At 53.4% G+C, this 22,526-nt stretch carries 16 protein-coding genes; 13 read left to right on the top strand and 3 right to left on the bottom strand.

Annotated features, from left to right (window positions below; genetic code table 11):
• Positions 1–42: 42 nt before the first annotated feature.
• The 3 genes from J7I43_RS04680 to J7I43_RS04690 all read right to left on the bottom strand — a co-directional run bounded on the left by J7I43_RS04680 (position 43) and on the right by J7I43_RS04690 (position 2,736).
• Positions 43–663 carry a hypothetical protein gene (locus J7I43_RS04680; protein WP_209143744.1) on the bottom strand — a complete coding sequence of 207 codons (621 nt, stop codon included), beginning with the start codon at positions 661–663 and terminating at the stop codon, positions 43–45.
• 178 nt (positions 664–841) lie between these two features.
• The gene (locus J7I43_RS04685; protein ID WP_209143746.1) at positions 842–1,078 is read right to left on the bottom strand and encodes a hypothetical protein; all 237 of its coding nucleotides are present in this window, start codon (positions 1,076–1,078) and stop codon (positions 842–844) included.
• A gap of 701 nt (positions 1,079–1,779) precedes the next feature.
• Entirely contained in the window at positions 1,780–2,736 is a 957-nt protein-coding gene (locus J7I43_RS04690) for a bifunctional helix-turn-helix transcriptional regulator/GNAT family N-acetyltransferase (RefSeq protein ID WP_209143748.1), read from the bottom strand.
• Positions 2,737–2,909: 173 nt separating this feature from the next.
• Here J7I43_RS04690 and J7I43_RS04695 point away from each other — a divergent pair, with 173 nt between their 5' ends.
• From J7I43_RS04695 to J7I43_RS04755, 13 genes are all read left to right on the top strand, one after another.
• Positions 2,910–3,188, top strand: coding sequence for an ArsR/SmtB family transcription factor (locus tag J7I43_RS04695; protein WP_209143750.1), 279 nt, complete (start codon positions 2,910–2,912; stop codon positions 3,186–3,188).
• Between the two features lie 55 nt (positions 3,189–3,243).
• Complete coding sequence (locus tag J7I43_RS04700) at positions 3,244–4,086, top strand: arsenite methyltransferase (RefSeq protein ID WP_209143752.1); 843 nt, start codon at positions 3,244–3,246, stop codon at positions 4,084–4,086.
• A 132-nt stretch (positions 4,087–4,218) separates the two neighbouring features.
• Entirely contained in the window at positions 4,219–4,632 is a 414-nt protein-coding gene (locus J7I43_RS04705) for an arsenate reductase ArsC (protein WP_209143754.1), read from the top strand.
• A 485-nt stretch (positions 4,633–5,117) separates the two neighbouring features.
• Positions 5,118–7,073, top strand: coding sequence for an LTA synthase family protein (locus J7I43_RS04710; RefSeq protein ID WP_209143756.1), 1,956 nt, complete (start codon positions 5,118–5,120; stop codon positions 7,071–7,073).
• Positions 7,074–7,245: 172 nt separating this feature from the next.
• Positions 7,246–7,821: an RNA polymerase sigma-70 factor gene (locus J7I43_RS04715; RefSeq protein WP_209143758.1), complete on the top strand. Its 576-nt coding sequence runs from the start codon at positions 7,246–7,248 to the stop codon at positions 7,819–7,821.
• 149 nt (positions 7,822–7,970) lie between these two features.
• A complete protein-coding gene (locus J7I43_RS04720; RefSeq protein ID WP_209143760.1) occupies positions 7,971–9,056 on the top strand; it encodes a FecR family protein in 1,086 nt (361 codons plus the stop codon).
• A 194-nt stretch (positions 9,057–9,250) separates the two neighbouring features.
• Entirely contained in the window at positions 9,251–12,637 is a 3,387-nt protein-coding gene (locus J7I43_RS04725) for a SusC/RagA family TonB-linked outer membrane protein (protein WP_209143762.1), read from the top strand.
• 11 nt (positions 12,638–12,648) lie between these two features.
• Positions 12,649–14,577, top strand: coding sequence for a RagB/SusD family nutrient uptake outer membrane protein (locus tag J7I43_RS04730; protein WP_209143764.1), 1,929 nt, complete (start codon positions 12,649–12,651; stop codon positions 14,575–14,577).
• Positions 14,578–14,593: 16 nt separating this feature from the next.
• Positions 14,594–15,769, top strand: a complete 1,176-nt coding sequence (locus tag J7I43_RS04735) for a DUF5000 domain-containing lipoprotein (protein WP_209143766.1) — start codon at positions 14,594–14,596, stop codon at positions 15,767–15,769.
• 24 nt (positions 15,770–15,793) lie between these two features.
• Complete coding sequence (locus J7I43_RS04740; RefSeq protein ID WP_209143768.1) at positions 15,794–16,900, top strand: DUF4998 domain-containing protein; 1,107 nt, start codon at positions 15,794–15,796, stop codon at positions 16,898–16,900.
• Positions 16,901–17,085: 185 nt separating this feature from the next.
• Entirely contained in the window at positions 17,086–17,688 is a 603-nt protein-coding gene (locus tag J7I43_RS04745) for an RNA polymerase sigma factor (RefSeq protein ID WP_209143770.1), read from the top strand.
• Between the two features lie 132 nt (positions 17,689–17,820).
• Positions 17,821–18,990: a FecR family protein gene (locus J7I43_RS04750; protein ID WP_209143772.1), complete on the top strand. Its 1,170-nt coding sequence runs from the start codon at positions 17,821–17,823 to the stop codon at positions 18,988–18,990.
• 246 nt (positions 18,991–19,236) lie between these two features.
• Positions 19,237–22,506, top strand: a complete 3,270-nt coding sequence (locus J7I43_RS04755) for a TonB-dependent receptor (protein ID WP_209143774.1) — start codon at positions 19,237–19,239, stop codon at positions 22,504–22,506.
• Positions 22,507–22,526 lie beyond the last annotated feature (20 nt).

The following is a 22,526-nucleotide window of genomic DNA, read 5'->3' on the forward strand; positions in this document are numbered from 1 at the left end:
TTGCAGAGACCGCCCTTTACTTTTTCATGTAATTTTTGCCTGCTAGAAATTAAAGATGCCTGCAAGGCCGAAAAGGTTGAGTTTGTTATCGTCCAGGCCCCGGTAGTAGGAGAGTTTTATCTCGATGTTTTTGCCGCTGTTGCCCACGCCGATGCGCATGCCTGCGTTGCCTGCGGGGCCGAACACCGTGCCGCCGGTATTCCGGTAGTCCGGGTTGCCGGCTTCGTCGTAAAACACCTGGTCGGTGGAAGCGCTCCAGTGCAGCCCGAAACCTGCGCCTACGAATGCGCCGAGGCGGCTTTCGTTGTCGCGGGAAGAACCTGCGCCGAAGTTGAGGTTGAGCATTACCGGTGCGTTCAGGAATACGGCCACGCTGCCGTCGCCTGACATGTAGGGATCTTCTTCCCAGCCGGAGCGGGAATTGTAGGTGCCGCTGTAGCTGCCTGCGAGGGCTACGCTGATGGGAATGCCCACGGATACAGACATGCTTTCGGATTCCGCGAAGTTAAAACGGGGAGAATAGGTGAAACCAAAGCCGGGGCGCGCATCGAGGTCCTGCATTTTATCGACCATAACGGTAACGCCTACACCGTGCGTGAAACTTTGTGAAAAAGCGGTGGCGGCGCTGAAGCATACGGCCGCCAGGAGTAACAGTTTTTTCATTGTTGATTGGGATGAGGGATAATAAATACTAAAAAAGGTATAGTGTAACGTTTAAAGATAATTCATTGATTTTAAAAACAAAACATAATTAATAAATTCTTATCTAGTGCGAGAAAAAACCGGGCAGGAATGCCCGGTAAGTTTGTATGTCCATTTTAAAATTTCACCGGAGTGAATATTATTGTGTGTCTTTGGTTCGGAGAATAACGGTGGCTTCGATATCTGTCGCCGGGTAATAATGCTGCGAGGTGAACGGTTTGCCATCCAGCAGCATGGTATCGATCTTCACGTCGGGAAGGAAATGCGATTCGTTGCCGGCAATGCTGAGCCCAATATAGCTGATACCATCATCCTTGAGGCTGTTGATGAAGGCGATGATTTTTTGCTGAAGCTGAATTGCGGGGCTTGTGTCCATACCTTTCTTTGGGTCTAGTTCGATAACAGTGTTAACAGTTTACGGAAAGGTAAGGAAAAAAACGTTCCGTTGGTTGATTGCCCAGCGCAGTTCAATAACTTTTCCGGCGAACTGATTGCCGCTTTCGCAGTATGATTTTCAGGCAGTTGTTGCGGCATTTTCCGGGCGTTTGGGAAAAAATGAGCAAGGCCGTTGGAAAATGGATGGCATCCGGGTTGCGTGTTTCCCCCTTATCAGGAAAGAGCCGCCATTGGTCGTACCATCACATACAATCCTCCCCGATCGTGATAGTATCCTTCAGCAGCAGCGGTTTTGCCGCTCAGAAAAAATGCCCGCTTTGTTTATCGCGCAAACATCTTATCCCGATTGTTTACGGTTACCCCAGCAAGAAGATGTTCAGGAAAGCAAAGACGAATAAGATATTCCTTGGAAGCTGCGTGTTGTCGGAGACAGCGCCCAGGTTTTATTGCCGGAAAGACGAATTTGAGTTTTAGCCGATCGGTGATGAATTAATCACGTCTCCGACTCCAGGGTTGTTTCTTAACGACCCAAACGATAAAAATAATGAGGTATATTCCCCAGATCCCAAAAAGTGCCATTGAATAAATTTATTGGTTAGTTTTTCCACCGCGTTCATATGTTTCGGTATAAGGATGGTGCCGAAGATAAGCGTTGATCCGTAAACAGGAAAGCGCCGGCTCTCAAATAGTTTCCAGCGCCAGTTCCATTTGTATGTTACATCTTTCGTACGGTGATTTATGCCCTGCCACTTTGCGGAAGCCCAGCTTGTGATACAGGTTGATGGCAGGTTTGAGAATGGTGTTGCTTTCCAGGTAGATCATTGATGCCCCGAGCTCCTTTGCTTTCCGGATGATGGCCCCGCCCAGCAGCCAGCCGATATTTTTGCCGCGCGCTTTGGGGGAAACGGCCATTTTCGCCAGCTCGAAATCATAATGCGGGTCGTTCATTTTGATGAGCGCGCAAACGCCCACGGGTTCGCCGTTGTAGAGCGCTACGATAATGGCGCCGCCGTTTTTGAGAATGTACGAATCGGGATTGTCCAGCGCTTTGTGATCGGCTTCCTCCATTTTGAAATAAGTGGAGATCCATTCTTCGTTCAAAGTTTTAAAAGCCGCGGCATATGCGGGTTTGTAATCCACGATCTGCACGTTGCCGCTTTCGCGCAGCTTTTTCTGTTCCTGCACGCGCCGCAGCAGGCTTTTTTGTTCGAGCACAAATTCCCATTCGCCGATGGCTTTCCAAAGGTCGTTGCGGGTGCCGGAAAGGATGTCTTCTATGGCGCTGTTCACATCCGTAAGCTGGTCTTTGATCTTCTCCGCGATCTCCTGGCCCTTTCGGGAAAGGCCCACCATGTTGCGGCGTTTGTCCGTCTTGTCTTTTTTCTCGGTAACGATCCCTTTTTTCGACATTTCCGCGACGATCTTGCTCACGGAAGGGTGGGAGTGGCCGATCAGCTGGGCGATCCCGGTGATGGTGTTGTCCTTTTGCGACAAGGCATGGAAAACGGGGAACCATTTGGGTTGAAGATCAACCTGGTAAAGTTTGTAGATCTCCGCGGCGTCTTCGGTGATCTTGTCGGTGAGCAGCCTCAGCCTGCTGCCAATCGCCATTTTGCCGGTGTGGTCGTAAAAGTTCATCTCGTTCTAAATTACGTTCCTGGTTACGCAAATATATGATTTTCCAAAAAAATCACGGAAATAAAAAAAATCTCCCGGAACAGGCTTGGATTTTCCATTTTAATCGTAATATTGCGATAATGGGAATTACAAAAGCTGATTTATTTACCAGGCAGCAGAACGCAATAGCCCGCATGGCAAAGGCAATTGCGCATCCCGCGAGGGTCGCCATCCTGCAATATCTCGTCAAAAAAAACGCCTGCGTGTGCGGCGACCTGGTCGAAGAGCTGGGCCTGGCGCAGGCTACCACCTCCCAGCATCTGAAGGAGCTGAAAACGGCGGGGATCATCCAGGGAACCGTTGAAGGGGTGAACGTCTGTTATTGCATCGATCCGAAAGTATGGAAACAGTACAGGGAACTATTCAACGTATTTTTTAAAGACGTGACGCTGGAAGGCGGGAATTGCTGCTGATTTTTTTTGTTTTTATTAATCGCAATATTGCAATGGATTATTAAATGATTATGTTATGTCCGATCAGGCAACAAAAGACATGGTGCGGCAGAAATATACCGAGATCGCCGCGCAGGATAAAGATGTGAATGCAGCGTCCTGCTGCGGCTCCGGCTGCTGTTCATCTGAAGTGTACAATATCATGAGCGACGATTATAGTCAGCTGGAAGGCTACAACCCGGATGCGGACCTGGGCCTCGGCTGCGGCCTGCCCACGCAGTTTGCGCAGATCAAAGCAGGAGACACCGTGATCGACCTTGGCAGCGGCGCGGGCAACGACTGTTTTATCGCGCGGCATGAAACCGGTGAAACGGGCAAGGTGATCGGTATCGACTTTACGCCCGCCATGATCGAACGCGCCCGGCAGAACGCGGAGACGCGTGGTTTCAATAATGTAGAGTTCCGGCAGGGAGATATCGAGCAGATGCCCGTTACCGCCAACGTAGCGGATGTTGTGGTCAGCAATTGCGTGCTGAACCTGGTGCCGAACAAAGCGGGCGTATTTAAGGAAATTTACCGCGTTCTCAAACCCGGCGGGCATTTCAGCATATCAGACATTGTATTGGAAGGGGAGCTGCCGCAGAATCTCCAGCAGGCAGCGGAGATGTATGCCGGTTGTGTTGCAGGCGCTATTCAGAAAGACGCATATCTTGGCCTGATCGAAAACACCGGGTTCACCGGCATCAGGATTCAAAAAGAAAAACAGATCGTGATACCGGACGATATTCTAAGCAATTATTTAAACCCCGGGGAGCTTGCCCTGTACAAAAGCAGTTCTACGGGCATCTTCAGCATCACTGTTTATGCAGAAAAATCAATACAGGAAAAGGATTGCTGCGGCCCGGATTGCTGCAAATAGCGCCCTGAAAGGGAAATACCGCAAACCAATGGTGATTACCCTTTCGGTGATTATTCTCAATATTGTTTTCGGCTTCGATCCGAAATTTACTATCATTAACCTTGTATGGCTGCTGCCATTTAAAAACGACGAATGAAAAAGGTCTTAGTACTCTGTACGGGAAACAGCTGCCGCAGCCAGATAGCGGAAGGGTACCTGCGGGCGTTTGCCGCGGGCAAAGCGGAAGTGTACAGCGCGGGCATGGAAACCCACGGCGTCAATCCCCGCGCCGTGACTACGATGGCGGAAGACGGCATAGACATCTCCGCGCACACGTCCAACAACGTCAATGAATACGCCGGTATTCCCTTCGATTATGTGATCACGGTCTGCGACAATGCAAAAGAACGTTGCCCGTATTTTCCCGGCACCGCGGAACGGTTCCATCACAACTTCCCCGACCCGGCAAAGGCGGCGGGAACCGAAGATGAAATAACACAGGAGTTCCGTGCCGTCCGGGATTTGATAAAAGATTATTGCCGCGCATTTGTGCGGGATCATATTTGATAAGACGTCGAAAAGTCTTCAGGTCATACCGGCCTGAAGGCCTTGTATTTTTTCACGAATCCAATGAGGCCCCACACGGTGCACTTTTCTTAAAACTTTTTCCAGCACTTTAAGGTCCTCTTGTAACTTTTCCATCTCAAACTTTTTTTCCGGGTTGTACGACGTTTGAGCTTGCAGTTGAGGCTGTACTGCAAAAAATAATACCGGGGCTAATATGATGTGGAGAATTTTTATTAAAAATTCATGTCGATTCTCAAACTACGGGAAAATAGCGATTTCTGCAACAGGACGGATGGAAATACTATGAATTTCAACCAGGCCTTACCAAATTCCTGTGTTCCCCATTCCAAATTTCTTCTAAATCAGTTGCGAGCTTTGCGGAAAAAGCAAAGGACGATCCTGCCATCAACGTTTCGGACCTCGCCGGCGCCTTGCCGGTCGACCGGAAGATAAAGCGGGATACGCCCGGATTTAAGCGACCAACGATGTTTTCAATCAGTAATAAAAATTACCGGCTGCTCACCGGTTTCGCCATCATGATCATCGGGCTGTCTGCCCTTTTGCGCATAACGCTCCTGTTTATTTCCCTGGAAAACCTGGACCTGACGTTCACGGGCGTATTGAGGATCTTCGGCTTTGGTTTGTTGTTCGACGCCGGCGTGGCCACATTTTTCATATTGCCTTACGCCGCATACCTGCTCTTTTTGCCCCTGCGATGGAGCGGGAGCCTGTTTAACCGGATCGTGACATATGTTTTTTTCTTTGTCACAACGCTGGTGCTGATGTTCTCCTTCTTTGCGGAATTCACCTTCTGGCTTGAATTTGAGAGCAGGTTTAACTTCATTGCGGTGGATTACCTGGTGTATACGTACGAAGTGGTACAAAATATTAACGAATCGTATCCGTTGCCGGTACTGATCACCTGCATGCTGTCGGTGACGGGCATTGTTACCTGGGGTTTTGCCGCGGCGGGAATGTTCCGGGCGGCATTCCGGGGCAATGCGCCGTTCTTTCGGCGGGCAGGCGTTTTTGTTGTGCTGCTGGGGCTCGCAACGGTGTATGCGCTCTTTATCGGCAACGGGCTCGCGGAAAAAGGCCGCAACCGGTACCACGACGAGCTGGCAAAAGCAGGCATCTATTCCTTTTTCTCGGCTTTCAAAAACAATGAGCTGAACTACGAACAATTTTACCGGCTGATCGGCGACCAGGAAGCTTTCGCCATTACGCGCGCCGGCATGAAAGAAAAGAACAGCGAATACCTGCAGAACGGCTCCTCGATCCGCAGGCGCATCCGGGCAGGAGGAACGGAAATTCATCCCAACGTAATTTTGGTAACGATAGAAAGCCTGAGCGCCGATTTTATGGAGCGGTTCGGCAATTCGCGGCATATTACGCCGGTGCTGGATTCCCTCGCTCGGAAAAACCTGGTGTTCGATCAAATGTACGCCACTGGCACGCGCACTGTGCGTGGAATGGAAGCCCTGTCGCTGGCGGTGCCGCCAACGCCGGGCAGCAGCATCGTTCGCCGGCCGGAGAACGGGAACCTTTCGACCGTAGGCGCTATTTTCCGCGCAAAGGGTTATTCAGCGAGCTTTCTCTATGGCGGCGACGGTTACTTCGATAATATGAACCAGTTTTTCGGAAGCAACGGTTACAACATCATCGACAAAGGCAGGGGCCTTGTGTTCAGGGACCGGTTTGCCGCCAGCAGAACCGAAATCCCCGATAGCCTGGTCCATTTCCGCAATGCGTGGGGAATTTGTGATGAAGATCTGTATGCGGCCGTTATCCGCGACGCCGGGCGGAAGTTCAGGGAAGGGAAACCTTTTTTTGATTTCGTAATGACCACCTCCAACCACCGGCCATTTACATACCCCGAAGGCAAGGTGAATTATCCTTCCGGTTCCGGCAGGGAAGGGGCTGTGCAATACACCGATTACGCGATCGGGCAATTCCTGAAGGCCGCGCAGAAAGAACCCTGGTACCGCAATACCGTGATCATATTCGTTGCCGACCACTGCGCGAGCAGCGCGGGGAAAAACGAGATCGACATCGCACGGTACCATATCCCGGCGGTGGTCTGTAATCTCCCCGGCGGTTATTGCGATTCAATTCCGCAGGTTTGCTCGCAGATCGATCTGTTCCCTACGCTGTTCGGGCTGCTCAGGTGGAGCTACAACAGCAATCTCTATGGAATGGACGTTCGCCAGCCGGGTTATATTTCGCGGGCGTTCATCGGCACTTACCAAAAACTTGCATACCTGAAAAACGACAGCCTGGTGATACTTTCGCCGCAGCAACGGGTGGAAACGATGTTGTATTCACCCGCTTCCAATAGCCAGACGCCCGCTGCGGAAAATAAAAAGATCGCCCGCGAGGCAATTGCGTATTACCAGACGGCATATTACCTGTTCAAGCATGGCGGGCTGCGTTTAAATTAATGGGCAAAGGGGATGATGGGGAGCGGTACGAAGCCGTGCATATCATTGGCGGCTGGCGGTGAGAGAATGCCTGCCCTTCAGAATTTTGAAAAAAAATAAAAAAATCAAAAAAATCTAATAACTTGATCCGTACACGGACTGATATTGTCGTATTTCACATAAACCACTGCAATTGGAAAATACACGATTGTCTGAAATATCCAAACGGATCGAGAACGACGATGAAAATGCATTCAGGGAGATCTTCGATCTGTTCTATTTTGACCTGATCGCCTTTTCCCGGCAAATCATTGCGGATGGGCAGGCTTCGGAAGACATTGTGGAAAACGTGTTTATCCGGCTTTGGCAAAACCGCAAGACGCTGGGCAATATCAATAACCTGTCCGCCTACCTTTACACCGCCGTCAAATACGCCTCTATCAATTATCTCAAAGCGAGGAAGAACATCAGCGACGTGTCTATCGACGACCTCGACGACCGGGGCCTTTATTCCTTTACCACTCCCGAATCTTCCATGATCGGGAAGGAAGAGGTGCTCACCATCGAGAATGCCATCAACCAGCTGCCGCCCAAATCGAAGCTCGTGTTTTATCTTGTGAAGGAAAAAGGGCTGAATTGCCGGGAAGTGGCCAAGATACTGAACTCTTCCGTCCGCACGGTGGAAACCCAGCTTTATCATTCCCTGAAAAAGATCGCCGCTGTGCTGGAAGAAAACCAGGTGATCCTGCCGCGCCGGAGCAGCCGGTAAGGTGGCCCCCAGGTATCCCGTTCCCCCTCCAATCCCCGTCCATCCTGCATTACGCATCTTTTCCCGGTTCCCGGAAATTTTTTTTCCATCCGACTACGTAAATCGGCCTGTTCCGTTGTCATACAATGGAAGAACTTATCGTCAAGTCCATGCATAGAAGCCGTTTAATTGAATTGCTCGCAAAAAAGAAAGCAGGGAGCATTTCGCTCAAGGAACAGTTTGAGTTGTCAAAATGGCTGCAGGGGAATGACGACGATAAGGACCTGGCAGCGCAGATAGATGAATTGTTTGCCCTGGAATACGGGCCGGAACATACGGACGAAGAGCAGCGGAGCAAGGAAAAAAGCTGGGACCGCGTCATGAAGTCCATGCATTCGGAAAGCGGCGACGAGCCGTTTTTACCGAAGAAGCGGCAGAACTTTACATGGCGCCGCATCATCCCGCTGGCAGCCGCGTCTATTGTTTTGTTATGCGTGGTGGGAGCGGGAGGCTGGTATTGGCATTCCGCCAGGGAAGAGGCCCGCGCGGCCCAGAATATCGTCGGCACCGAAAAAGGGTCGCGCTCCAAGCTCACGCTGCCGGATGGCTCGAGGGTTTGGCTGAACGGGGACAGCAAGATCTCCTACGGCGCCAGCTTCGGCAAAAACAACCGGGAGCTGACCCTCACGGGGGAAGCGTATTTCGATGTGGCCGGCGACCCTAACCACCCGATGATCATCAGAACGGCCGCCGTCACCATCAGGGTGCTCGGTACCGCCTTCAACGTACGCGCCTACCCCGGGGAAAAAACCACTGCCACCACGCTGGTGAAGGGGAAAGTACAGGTGTCTGTCAACAATAAAAAAGAACTTAGCTATATGCTGGCGCCGGATGAAAAACTCATCATAAAAAACGATTCCGGCCTGCCCGAAGGAACGAATGAAAAACGCAGCAAAAAAGAGTCTACGGAAGAGATAACCAAAATCAAAATAGTAAAAACTGATGCAATTCCTGCCGAAGCACAATGGATCCAAAACAAGCTGGTCTTCACGGACCAACCGCTCCACGAAGTAGCCAATATTTTATCGAGCTGGTATGGCGTGAGCGTTATCGTGCAGGGCGGCGGCGACATGAAAACCAGGCATTATACAGGCATTTTTGAGAATCAAAGTATCCAAAGCGTTATGGAATCACTGAAAGTAGCCGGCGGTTTCAGTTACAGTATGAAGAACGACACAATTTTGATAGCGCCTTAAACCAAAATCACGTTGCGTATGATTAGTTAACGATCCCAGTTTTTTGCAGAAACCGGAGGGAACTCCACGTGCCCTACCGTAAACGATCAACAAACTTCGGCCGTGCAATGCCGGTTGATTTTCAATTGAACTTTTAAGATATGACTTACATGTACCGCTATAGCCGAGGCTATATGTTTAAGCAATTGGTTGCCATGAAAATTTTATTTTTTCTTGCGCTCTTTACCGGTTCGTCCCTGCTGGCAAACGATCTTTCGGGGCAGGACAAGATCACCCTTAACTTCAGCCGCGCGTCCATCGAAAGCGTTCTCCGCACGATACAGGCGCAAAGCAGGTATTCTTTCGTGTACCAGTCCGAGATGATCCCGCCGGGCATCGAGATCAACATCAACGCCAAAAATGCCTCCATCGATTCGGTGATGACGCAGGTGCTGCGCAACACGCCGCTGTATTATAAAAAGATGGAGAACAACGTGATCGTTATCCTCAACCGGCAGGCGCCCGACACGCGGTCATCCTCGCATCCGCCGGTCACCGTCAGGGGCGTGGTGAAAGACAGGGCGGGCGGCATGATGCCGCTCGTGTCCGTGTATATCAAAGGCACGCAGACGGGCACGGTCACCAATGAAAAAGGTGAGTTCAGGATCGAGGCTAACCTGTACGACAGCCTCGTTTTTTCGTTTGTGGGCTACAAGCCGCAAACCGTTTTCATCAGCGACAGCCGCCCGTTGAACATCGTGATGGACGCGCAGGAAGGCAGCCTTAACGAAGTGGCGGTGGTAGGTTATTCCCGCCAGAAAAAATCCAGCATGGTGGCGTCGGTCACCACCATCAATCCGGGTGAGCTGCGCATACCGAGCAGCAATCTTACCAACTCCCTCGCCGGCCGCCTTGCCGGCGTAGTCGCCTACCAGCGAAGCGGTGAGCCGGGGCAGGACAATACGGCCTTCTTCATACGGGGCATCACCTCATTCGGGGCCTCGGCAAAAAAAGACCCGCTTATCCTCATCGACGGCATCGAGCTTAGCACCAGCGACCTGGCCCGGCTGAACCCGGACGACATCGCGAGCTTCAGCATCATGAAAGACGCGCTGGCCACCGCGCTGTACGGCGCCAGGGGCGCCAATGGCGTTATTCTCGTTACCACCAAAGAAGGGAAGGAAGGGAAAATGAGGGTGGACCTTCGTTTTGAAAATTCCTTCTCCATGCCCACCAAACGGATCGAGACCTCCGACCCCGTAACTTTCATGAAAATGCACAACGAATCGGTGAAGACCCGCGACCCCCTCGGGCAAACGCTTTATACCGACGAGCAGATCACCTTCACCGAAATGGGCGAGCACAGGGACATCTATCCCGCTACGGACTGGTACAACTCCATGTTCAAAGACGCCACCGTCAACAACCGGCTCAACCTCAGCTTCACCGGCGGCGGAAGCGTTGCCCGTTACTATGTGGCCGGCACCGTTACAAGAGACAGGGGCAACATGCGCATCGACAAAAAGAACGACTTCAACTCCAACATCGATCTCTACAAATATTCCATCCGCTCGAACGTCAACATCAACCTGACGAAAACCACGGAAATGTCCACCCGCTTCGTGGCGAATTTCGACGACTATACCGGCCCGATCGACGGCGGCTCGTCTATGTACCGCAAAGTGATGCAGGCGAACCCCGTTCGTTTCAAGCCCTATTACGAGCCCGATTCCGCGTTCTCCTACGCAAAGCACATCCTGTTCGGCAACTTCGAAACGGGCAACTATCTTAACCCGTACGCGGAAGCGCTGCGCGGCTACCGCGACTACAGCCGCAGCAACATGCTCACCACCGTGGAGCTGAAACAAAACCTGGACCAGTTCGTGAAAGGCCTCATGATACGCGGTCTCGTGAATTTCGACCGGCGGTCGGAGTACGCTATTTCCCGCGCTTACGTACCTTTCTATTATGATGTTTCCGCGTTCGACCTGAAGGACGATTCTTACAGGCTCGTACGCCTCAACCCCAGGGACGGCCGCGAAACGCTGGATTACGACCCCATTAATACCAGCCGCACCGTATCCAACAGCTTTTATTTCGAAGGCGCCAGCCAGTATAACAACAACTTCGGAAAGAACAGCGTGAACGGCCTGCTGGTGTTCACCGCGCGCCAGTTCAAAGAGGGCGCGCCGAATACCATCCAGCTGTCGCTGCCAACGCGCAACGTCAGCCTCTCCGGCCGTTTTTCCTATAACTTCGATTCGCGTTATCTCGCCGAGTTCGCATTCGGCTATAACGCATCCGAACGTTTTTCCAAGCGGAACCGCTGGGGCTTTTTTCCCTCTTTCGGCGCAGGCTGGGTGATCTCCAACGAGCCCATGTTCGCGTCTCTCCGTTCGGTGTTCCGCCAGCTGAAGATCCGCGGCTCTTACGGCATCGCGGGCAACGAGGCCATCGGCAGCGCATCGGAACGTTTCTTTTATCTCTCCGAAGTAGACCTCAACGCGCCCTACAATGTGAACTGGGGGATCAATATGAACGAAAACCCCGGCGGCATCAACGTGAGCCGCTATGCGAACGACCAGGTAGGTTGGGAGCGTTCGTTCAAATCCAATCTCGTGCTCGAGTTCAACCTCGTCAACGGCTTTTCGTCCATTATAGAAGTGTATAAGGAAAGAAGGAAGAACATCCTGCAGGAAAGGATCATTCCCGCCACTATGGGCATTTTGCCGGCGGTAAAAGCCAACCTCGGCGAAGCCGAAGGCAAAGGCATCGATATCGAGCTGAACTACGACAAGAGCTTTGGCAAAAACCTGCAGCTCACCGGCCGCGGCACCTTCACCTACAGCACCAGCAGGGTGATCAAATGGGAAGAGCCGGATTACGGCGCCAACCGCTGGCTGTCGCGCATCGGCACCAACCTCGGGCAAACCTGGGGCCTGATCGCGGAAAGGCTTTTCGTGGACGACGCAGAAGTGAAGAATTCGCCCAGGCAGGAGTTCGGCGCCTACACCGGCGGCGACATCAAATACCGCGACATCAACCGCGACGGGAAGATCGACGCGCTCGACTTCGTGCCCATCGGTCACCCCACCACGCCGGAGATCATTTACGGTTTCGGTTTGTCCGTGGCGTATAAAAATTTCGATGTCAACTTCTTCTTCCAGGGGCTGGCCCGCGAATCCTTCTGGTTCAACCTGGACAATGTAACACCGTTCATCGACGGCGACAACGACGACGGCAGGGTAGGGCAGAACGCTGTGATGAAGGCCATTGCGAACGATTATTGGTCTGAATCGGACCGCGACCCCTACGCTTTCTGGCCGCGCCTCGCCAACTACCGGATCGAGAACAACCGGCAGCATAGCACCTGGTTCATGCAGAACGGTTCCTTCCTGCGGCTTAAATCAGTAGACATCGGTTACACGCTCCCCAACAAATGGCTGAAGAGATACAAGGTGAGCAACCTGCGTCTCTACGCCAGCGGTTCCAACCTGGGATTATGGAGCGCGTTCAAGCTCTGGGACCCCGAAATGGCGGGCTCCGGGTTCGACTATCCCCTGCAGAAAGTGTATAACGTAGGATTTAACATAAGCCTGTAAAAAGATTACATATGAAGAACGTATTTTTTAAGATGGCTGTCTTTTGCAGCGTTTTGACGGGAGCGGTTTCGTGCAACAAATACCTCGATGTGGTGCCGGACAACATCCCGACGATCGAGAATGCTTTTTCCGACCGTTACAATGCCATGAAATTCCTGGCAACCTGCTACTGGGGCATTCCCAAATCCGCGGGCTGGAACGAAAACCCCGCGATGCTCGGCGCCATGGAGCTGATCTTTAACCGCGACCACCGCACCGAAGGCGGCATGCAGTACGCCCTTGGCGAAAACAGCGCGGTGCTCGCCATCACCAATTACTGGAGTTCCGGCGGCACCATGGTGCGGTCGCTTTACGCCGGCATGCGCGATTGCAATACCTTCCTGGAAAACATCGACGGCGTGCAGGACGTGAACCGCTACGAAAAAGAGCGGATGAAGGCGGAGGTGAAGCTGATCAAGGCTTACCTGAACTTTTACCTGATACAGTATTACGGCCCCATCACGCCGCTGCGGAAAAATACCTCGCTCACGGAATCCACTTCAGGCATCCGCGTGTACCGCGAAACGATCGACGAGTGTTTCGGTTATGTGCTGGAGCTGATCGACGAAGTGATCGCATCCGATGCGCTGCCGCTCAACATCGAGGGCAAAAGCACCGAGCTGGGCCGCTTCTCCCGTCCTGTAGCTTATTTTCTCAGGGCCAAAGTGCTCACGTACTGGGCCAGTCCCCTGTTCAACGGTAACGCCGATTACAGCGGGTTCGTCAACCACGAGGGCGTTCCTTTTTTCAACCAGCAATACAACGCCGCGCGTTGGGACAGTGCGGCCAGCGCCTGCAAAAAGGCGATCGAAGTGTGCAGCGCCGCCGGTCACCGGCTATATACGCCTTCCGACTTCAGGGCCGTGAACTCAAAACCGACCTCCGATACTACTTTGCTGATCAATACGCTCCGCAGCTCGGTCACCCAGCGCTGGAACCCGGAGATCATCTGGGCCAACTCTTCGTACCCGGCCAACTGGAACTACCAGATCACCGCCATCACGAGAATGGAGCCCGGCACCTCCACGCCGTCAGGTTATACGGGCACGCTCAGCGTACCATTGTCTACCGTGGAGCAGTTCTATTCCAGCAAAGGCGTGCCCATCAACGAGGACGTGTCGTATCCTTACTCCACCCGGTACAATATCCGGGAGGGAGACGAGGCGCATAACCTCTTCATCGCGAAAGGTGAAAAAACCGCCGCGCTGAACTTCGACCGTGAAATGCGTTTTTATTCCACGCTCGGCTTTGACAGGGGCCGCTGGTACGGCAATACTTATCTCGTGTCAACCGAGCAGGAATCTCCTTTCCCCAAAAACCGTTTTGGCGAATATTCCTCCGTGTTCAATCCCGGCGAATACAATGCCACGGGGTACTGGCCGAAAAAGCTCGTTTCCATGAACACCACCTGGCGCGATCCCAACAGCGTTTCCGAAGAAAGTTATCCTTACCCTGAAATGCGTTTTGCCGACCTGCTGCTCCTTTGCGCGGAAGCGCTTAACGAAACCAAGGCCGCGCCGGACGCTGAAGTGTACCGGTACATCGATTCCGTACGGGCGCGCGCGGGGCTTAAAGGCGTGCTCGACAGCTGGTCGCAGTATTCCAACCAGCCCGCCAAACCGCAGTCCAAACAAGGCATGCGGCAGATCATCCAGCAGGAAAGGAAGATAGAGCTCGCCGCCGAAGGCGTTTACCTCTGGGACAGCAACCGCTGGAAAACGGCGATGAAAGAACGCAACCGTCCCATACAAGGCTGGAACGTGAACGGCAGGGAAGCGGAGGAGTATTATTCCGTTACCACGGTGTATTTCCAGCGCTTCACCTACAGGGATTATTTCGCGCCTATCCCGCAGTCTGAATTGATCAAAAATCCCCTGCTTATCCAAAACCCGGGTTGGTAAGGTCAAAATAAAGGTTATGAAAAAATTCTTTTTAGTGATCATCGTTTTTGCAGGCGCATTGCACGCCTGTACAAAAAAGGTAAATGAACCGATATCGCCCAAAACCGGCAAGCCCGGCGAAGTAACGGAAGTATCGGTCGCCAACTTGAACGGCGGCGCAACCATCACTTACCGCATCCCGAACCAGGCGGAGGTGATCAGCGTAAAGGCAGTGTACACCCTGTCCAACGGCAAGCAGTACGAAGCCCTTTCGTCCATGTACGAAAACAAGCTGACCCTCATGGGCTACAACGACGAAAACGAGCACGAAGTGCTGCTGTATACCGTCAACCGGGCACAGGAATTGTCGGACCCGGTGAAATGCACCATCAAGCCGAAGATATCGCCGCTGAAGCTGGCAGCTGCCACCGTACACGTCCAGGAAGACTTTGGCGGGGCGCGTTTCAGCTGGCAGAACGAACTGAAATCGCCGCTGGCTTTTGAAATGTATACACCGGATTCCCTTGGCCGCATGACCCTCGTGCGCGTCATCAACTCGCAGGTGGAGGAAGGCACGCAGGCGCTGCGCGGCTATCCGCCCGTACCGCGCGTATTCGGGCTGGTGGTGAAAGACAATTTCGGCAACCGGTCAGACACGATCTTCCCGCCCAACAGGAAGCTCACGCCGCTGTTCGAAGAACGGCTTCCCAAAAACGCCATGAGTATCATGAGGCTGGCCAACGATCAGAGTTTCACCAACTGGGAAGGCTCCGACCAGAAGATCATCGACGACGACCTGACCTCCTTTGGCCACTCCGCATCTTCCTCGCTTCCCGCGCCCTTTACGCTCGACCTGGGCGTAACGGCGAAAGTGAGCCGCTTCGTGCTGTTCCAGCGCAAATTCAGCGACAGCTATTACAACTGGGGCAATCCCAGGACCTTTGACGTGTACGTGAGAGCCACCGCGCCTTCACAAAGCGGCGACTGGAGCGAATGGACAAAAGTAATGGAAGCCGAGGTCATCAAACCCTCCGGCGCAAGTACCAGCACGGTCACGGACGACGACCTCCGCGCCGCGGAGAACGGGCACGAATTCACCTTCGACCTTTCGCTGGAACCGGTCCGCTACATCCGCATCGTGGTGCGTTCTACCTGGGGCAGCACCACGTTCACCCATCCTGCGGAAGTGGACGTATACGGCGAGCGGAAATAAATATCAATCTAAACTGACAAGCACATGAAATATATACTGCATGTTTTTTCGTTTTTGTGCATCGTGACTGCGGTGGCCTCCTGCGATAAATTCACGGACATACACAAGGAGTACCTGGAAGGCGGGGAGATCATTTATGCAGTGAAGCCGGATTCCGTTGTGTTCATCGCCGGGAAGGAAAGGCTGATGATGCGGCTCTGGATGGAAAACGCCCAGAACATCAAGGAAGTGATCGTATCGTGGAACAGCGGGCAGGATTCGATGGTGATACCCGCGAAATTCAAGACCGGCCTCGACAGCCTCGAAGTAATGCTCGGCGGCCTGGCCGAAAAATCCTATTCTTTCAACATATACACGATGGATAATTTCGGCCACCGCTCGCTCACTTATACTCAGTTCGGCGCGGCTTACGGCGCCGGTTACGCGGGATCTCTCCAGAACCGCAGGATCAAAAGCACCTCCCTCACCGAAACCGCGGGAGAGATCGAATGGTTCTCCCCGGCGGAAGGAATGATCGCCAACGAAGTGAAGTTCGTGAACCGCCGCGGTACCGACACCATCGTGCGTTTTCACGCCGATTCGTTCAACGTGGCATTCGACGCCCCGGGCGGCACCGAGTTCCAGTTCCGTTCGCTGTACATTCCCGAGGAAGAATCGATCGATACCTTTGCGACGGATTGGGGAACCGATAAGCTGCCCGATTTCTACACGATCGACCGTTCGGAATGGGAAGCGCTGGAAGTATCCGACGAAACCGCCAGCGACGGCGGCGGCAAGGCTGCGCTGGTAGACGGCAATCTCGGTTCCTACTGGCACTCCCAATGGGGGCCGGACATCGATCCGCCGCATTGGGCCATCATCGACATGGCGTCCGCAAAAAACATCGCTTATTTCACCATATACCGCCGCCCCGGCAATACCGACGCCAAAACCGCACGGTTCTATCTCGGCGACAGCCCCGACCCCAACGGCGCCTGGACGCTTGCCGGCGAAGGCGTGTTCGGCTCCGGCGATATGATGAGCGTAGACAATACGAACCATGCTTCCGGGAGGTATCTGAAGATCTACCTGCCAGACAGCAACAGATCACCGTTCACGAGTATAGCGGAGATCTATGCGTATGGGCAGTGATGAGAAAAATAAGGCAGACAGAAAAGGCAGCTCTTTGCGGGGCTGTCTTTTTTTTATGCCGACAGCGCCCCGGACCGGATAAATTGTTTGCCTGCCGCGGAAACCTCCGAAAGAAACGACCCTTCCCGATAATTTTATTACATTGGCAATAATTCAACCAACAGATCGCATCCCGCGTTACAGGCATGTACGACCGATTGCAAACAGACAAAGCATTATTCCAGTTAATTGCTGAAGGCGACGAAGCCGCTTTCCGTGAGCTGTTCCATGCCTACATTCCGCAACTGGAGCCGCTGGTGATGCACCTTACCAAAACGGCATCCGTAACGGAAGACATTATCCAGGAAACATTCCTGAGGGTATGGCTGAACCGCGACAAACTGCCGGCTATCGAGAATCCGCGTTCCTGGCTGCTGCGCATCGTTTTTTACCAGTCGTTTACCTGGCTGCGCCGCCGTAGCGTGCATCACAAAGCCCTGGACGCCATGGCCCTGGGCGGCGAACCAATGCGCAGCACCACCGAAGAAGAAATCGTGTATGCCGCCATGCTGCGTTTGGTGGGAGAAGCTGTGCAGCAGTTGCCGGCCCAGGCAAAAAAGATCTACAAGCTCAGCCGCGAAGGCGGCCTTCGCATCCCGGAAATAGCGGAGCAGCTTGGCCTGTCGCCTCATACCGTGAAAAATTCCCTCGTCCGCTCGCTGCAAACTATCCGGCGGCAAATTGAAGCGGGAGGATACTGGCTGCCGCTGATAACGTTATGGCTCCTGCCAGCCGCGCTGGTACCGTAATATTAATTATTAGCCCTCTCATGGCGTATTTCCGCTTATCCGGGATTTTTTTTCTTCCCCATAGGTCCTGAATCTCCGGTTGCGCGTCTGTATGTATGAAAGCGCCACGTAAAACTGAAAAACGATACAAAATTGACTACCCAACAACGTATAGCCGTACTTCTTAAAAAAGCTGCGGATGCCACGGCCACGGCGGAAGAATTGCAGGAGCTGGCAGACCTTGTACAGCAGGACCTCACGGGCGAACGCTCGCTGGAGATGGAAACAATGCTGCGCAACGATGCGGCGCCCGCGCAGCCATACGACGAAGCCCACTGGAACAGGCTGGCCGATACTATTCTCTCGGCAGACCGTCCTCAGCCAGCCAAAGTAATAACCTGGCGCGCCGGGGCCTGGGCTGCGGCCGTAATGCTGCTGCTGGCGTCTTCCCTTACCTTCTGGCTGCTGCGGAAGCCCGCTTCCGTAAAAGAGCCGGCGCTGGCGGCGCAACCCCAGAAAGACATCGCCCCGGGCGGCAACAGGGCCGTGCTCACGCTGGGGGACGGTACGGAAATATCGCTGGACAGCGCGGGCAGCGGCCTGCTTGCGCAGCAAGGCAACGCAAAAGTGATCAAAACCGGCAACGGCGAGCTGCAATACAATGCCTCGCAGGATGGCGGCCATTCCGTCTTTAATACCATCGCCACTCCCCGCGGGGGACAATACACCATTACCCTTCCCGACGGCAGCCGCGTATGGCTGAACGCATCCAGCAGCCTGCGTTATCCCACCGTCTTCAATGGTAAGGGGAGGGTCGTGGAGCTGCAGGGCGAAGCCTATTTTGAAGTGGCGAAGCAGCCCGGTCAATCCTTTGTGGTGAAAGTGGATGAGATGGAAGTAAAAGTACTTGGCACGCACTTTAACATCATGGCGTACGACGATGAGCCGGAGGTGAAGACCGTTTTGCTGGAAGGGGCGGTTGAAGTAAAAAAGGCCGGCGTCGCCAGGAAGCTGAAACCCGGCCAGGGCGCCAGCCTTGACCGCCAAAGCGGTGTGCTGGAATTGATGTCCGGGGTGAACACGGAAGAAGCGGTGGCATGGAAAAACGGTTTTATCCAGCTGGAAGGGAACGACATCCGCTCCGCCATGCGCCAGATCGCGCGCTGGTACGATGTGGAAGTAGTGTATAAAGGAAATGTGCCGGCGCACTTCACGGGGATCGTACCGCGGAACGTGCCTGTATCGCAGGTTTTAAAGATGCTGGAATTGACGGGGGAAGTGCATTTCGAGATAGGAGACAGGCAAATTATCGTATCACCATAAAAAAGTAGCGATCACCAAAATTTCAACGTTATGAGTCCCTGAACTATGACACAATGATGGCCCAAATAAATGCCGGAAGCGTTCGTACCGCTCCCGGCGGGTTTGGGTGCATAAACCACAATCGTTTCGCAATTATTATTTAATTACCCATAACCGTACAAAAATATGCTTTTTTCTCAAAGCAGGCCCCGGCATGCCCGGCGGCGACTAAAGATTCCGCGATTATCAGCAAAAACGTTACTGATCATGAAATTGATAGTGCTTTTGATGACCACCGCTTTGCTGGAGGTGCACGCTTCCGGCTTCGCGCAAACCGTGTCGATCTCCGCACGAAGCACCTCCCTGCAAAAGGTTTTCAGGGAGATCAGGAAACAAACGGGTTATACCTTCCTGTATACGGACGAGCAGCTGTTCCATTCCCACGCTTTCAGCATCGAGCTGAAAGACGTGCCGTTGCGCGACGCGCTCGACCGGTGTTTTGAAAACCAGCCATTGCTCTATACCATTGAAAATAAAACCATCGTGGTAAAACGCAGGCCTGGTGCAGCCACTGCGCCTGCTCCCGCCGACGTGACCGTGAAAGGAAAGATAACCGACGATAAAGGACTGCCCCTGCCGGGCGTTACCGTGCAGGTGAAAGGCACTTCCCGCGGTGTGGTAAGCAACGCGAACGGGGAATACAGCATCGAAGCGCCCGGTCCTGACGCCGTGCTGATCGTTTCTTCCATCGGTTACGACCGCAGGGAGGTGGCGGTAAACGGCAACGCGGAACTGAACATCGTTCTTACGGCGTCGGCTTCAAGGATGTCTGAGCTGGTGGTGATCGGTTATGGCGAACAAAAAAGAGGCAGTCTTACCAGCTCCATCTCTTCCCTTACCGCCAAAGACTTTCAGGCTCAGCCGGTCAACCGCATCGACCAGGTATTGCAGGGCCGCGTAACCGGCGTGCAGGTAACGAATTCCGCGGGCTCGCCCGGCGGCGCGGTGCGCATCCGCATCAGGGGCGCCAATTCCATCAACGGCGATAACGGTCCTATCTACGTGGTAGACGGGTTTGTAGGCGCTGAGCTCTTTGCCATTAACCCCGACGATATCGAATCCATCCAGGTGCTGAAAGACGCGGCCGCTACCGCCATTTACGGCAGCAGGGGCTCCAACGGCGTTATTCTCGTTACCACCAGGAAAGGCAGCAAAGGTGGCCTGAAGGTGAATTTCACCACACGTCTTTCCTCTTCGCAGGTCATCAAAAAAATGGACCTGCTCAATGCCGCCGAGTTCGCTTCCACGGTAAACGAACGCGCCGACGCGTTGGGCACCACCAAACCTTTTACGGATGAACAGATAGAAGGCTACCGGAAAAATGGCGGCACAGACTGGCAGGACGAGATCTTCCGCACCGCGCTCGGCCAGGAATACATGCTGAACCTCTCGGGAGGCAATGATAAAAGCGGGTACTTCATCTCCGGCAATTATCTCGACCAGGACGGCGTGATCAACAATTCATCGTACAAACGCTACACCCTCCGCTCGAATATCAATTCAAGGCTTACGGACAAGATCTCCACTTTCCTCAACATTACCGGCTCCTACAGCACCGCGCAGAACGTGGATATCCCGGCAGACGGGCCTCACAGCCCGCTCGCGCAGGCCGCCACATGGTCTCCCACCGTGCCCGTACGCAAGGCGGACGGTACGTACACCGCGGCGGACCCTATCGGCTCGGTGTTCTTCAACCCGCTGGCGCTTACCACAGAGCAGCTGTCTGTACGGGAACGCATGCTGGTGAACGGCATCGGGGGATTCAAGTTTGACGACATCGCCGTGCCCGGGTTGTCGCTCAGCATTCAATACGGCGCCAATTATCTCGAATACCAGGATAAAGCTTTCGCCGGTAAAGTGATCAACTCCGGTACCACTACCGCCAGCCTTCGCACCAACAAAGAGACCAAACTGCAGAACACGAATATGCTCAACTACCGGAGAACGTTCAATGACCACAGCCTGGACCTGACGGCGGTAATGGAATACCAGCAGATCGTGTACAGCTTCATGTCCGCCGGGGCGTCCAACCTTACGTATGAATCTTTCCAGTGGAACAACCTGGCGCTGGGAACGGCCGGCAGCCCGGGCTCCGGTTATTCCAAATCTTCGATCTTCTCCCTGGTGGGCCGTGCGAATTATGGTTATAAGGACCGTTACCTGTTATCCGCCGCGGTCCGCCGCGATGGTTCCTCCAAATTCCTTGGCGGCAATAAGTTCAGTTATTTCCCCTCTTTTTCCGCAGGATGGATCATCAGCGAAGAACCGTTCATGAAAGACCAGCAGGTCTTCAGCAACCTGAAGCTCCGCGGCAGCTGGGGCTTTACAGGCAACGACGGCGTTGGCCCCTACAGCACGTTCTCCGCATATTCCAACAGGAACGCATCGTTTACCAACAGCACTTTCAAGAACGGCATCATCCTCGGCGTGATCGGCAATCCCGATCTGAAATGGGAAACCACCGAACAGCAGAACATCGGGATAGACGCTTCGCTACTGAAAGGCCGCATCGATATCAGCGCAGATTATTTTGTAAAAAATACGCGTGACCTGCTGCTGAACGAAAACCTGCCGATCTACCTGGGCAATAACGTTATTACCCGCAATATCGGCTCCGTGCAGAACAAAGGCTGGGAATTGCTGGTAGAGGCCGATGTTTTCGACAAAGGCGCCTTCAGATGGAACACCGGCGTGAATGTTTCCTTCGTAAAAAATAACGTGCAGTCCACGGGTTCGAAATCCATCATTTTCGACCCGAACAACCGGCGCATCGGCGGCGGCATGTCGCCGCAGGCAGAGTTCGTAGTAATAGCAGGCAAGCCGCTGGGCGCTATCTGGGGCCTGGAATACCTGGGCACCTGGAAGCCGGGCCAGGAAACCGAAGCCGCCAAATTCGGCGCCAAACCGGGCGATGCGAGATACCGGGACGTTAAGGAAGACGGCGTGATCGATGCAGGCGACTATGGCGTGATCGGCACGGGTATTCCCCGCACAACGCTGGGCTGGAACAACACCTTCAATTATAGATCTTTCTCCCTGAACATTTTCTTCCAGGGCATGTTCGGGTTCGACAAGCTCAACTACAACAATGCCGCGGCCATGTATCTCGGCGGCGACGCAAGGCAGGCCACGCTGCGCGACATCCTCGACCGCTATATTCCCGGCAAGAGCGAAACGTCCGACATACCGGCTTTCAGCGCCACCAATAAAAATTTCACGCAGTCCACGCGTTTCCTCGAAAAAGCGGATTTCCTGCGGCTGAAAAACATCAGTCTTTCCTACACCCTGCCCAAACCCATCATGAAACATGCGGGACTGAAGGTATTCGTGAGCGCTACGAACATGCTCACCTTCACCGATTACACCGGCATCGATCCCGAAGCCAGCTCTTCGTCGGGCGATTTCAGGCAGGGAATAGATTATGGCTCGTACCCAAACGCAAAAACGATCACCGGCGGGGTTACACTGAATTTTTAATGGATTGATCCAAAACAGCA

This window comes from Chitinophaga chungangae (assembly GCF_017742215.1).
Classification (GTDB): Bacteria; Bacteroidota; Bacteroidia; order Chitinophagales; family Chitinophagaceae; genus Chitinophaga; species Chitinophaga chungangae.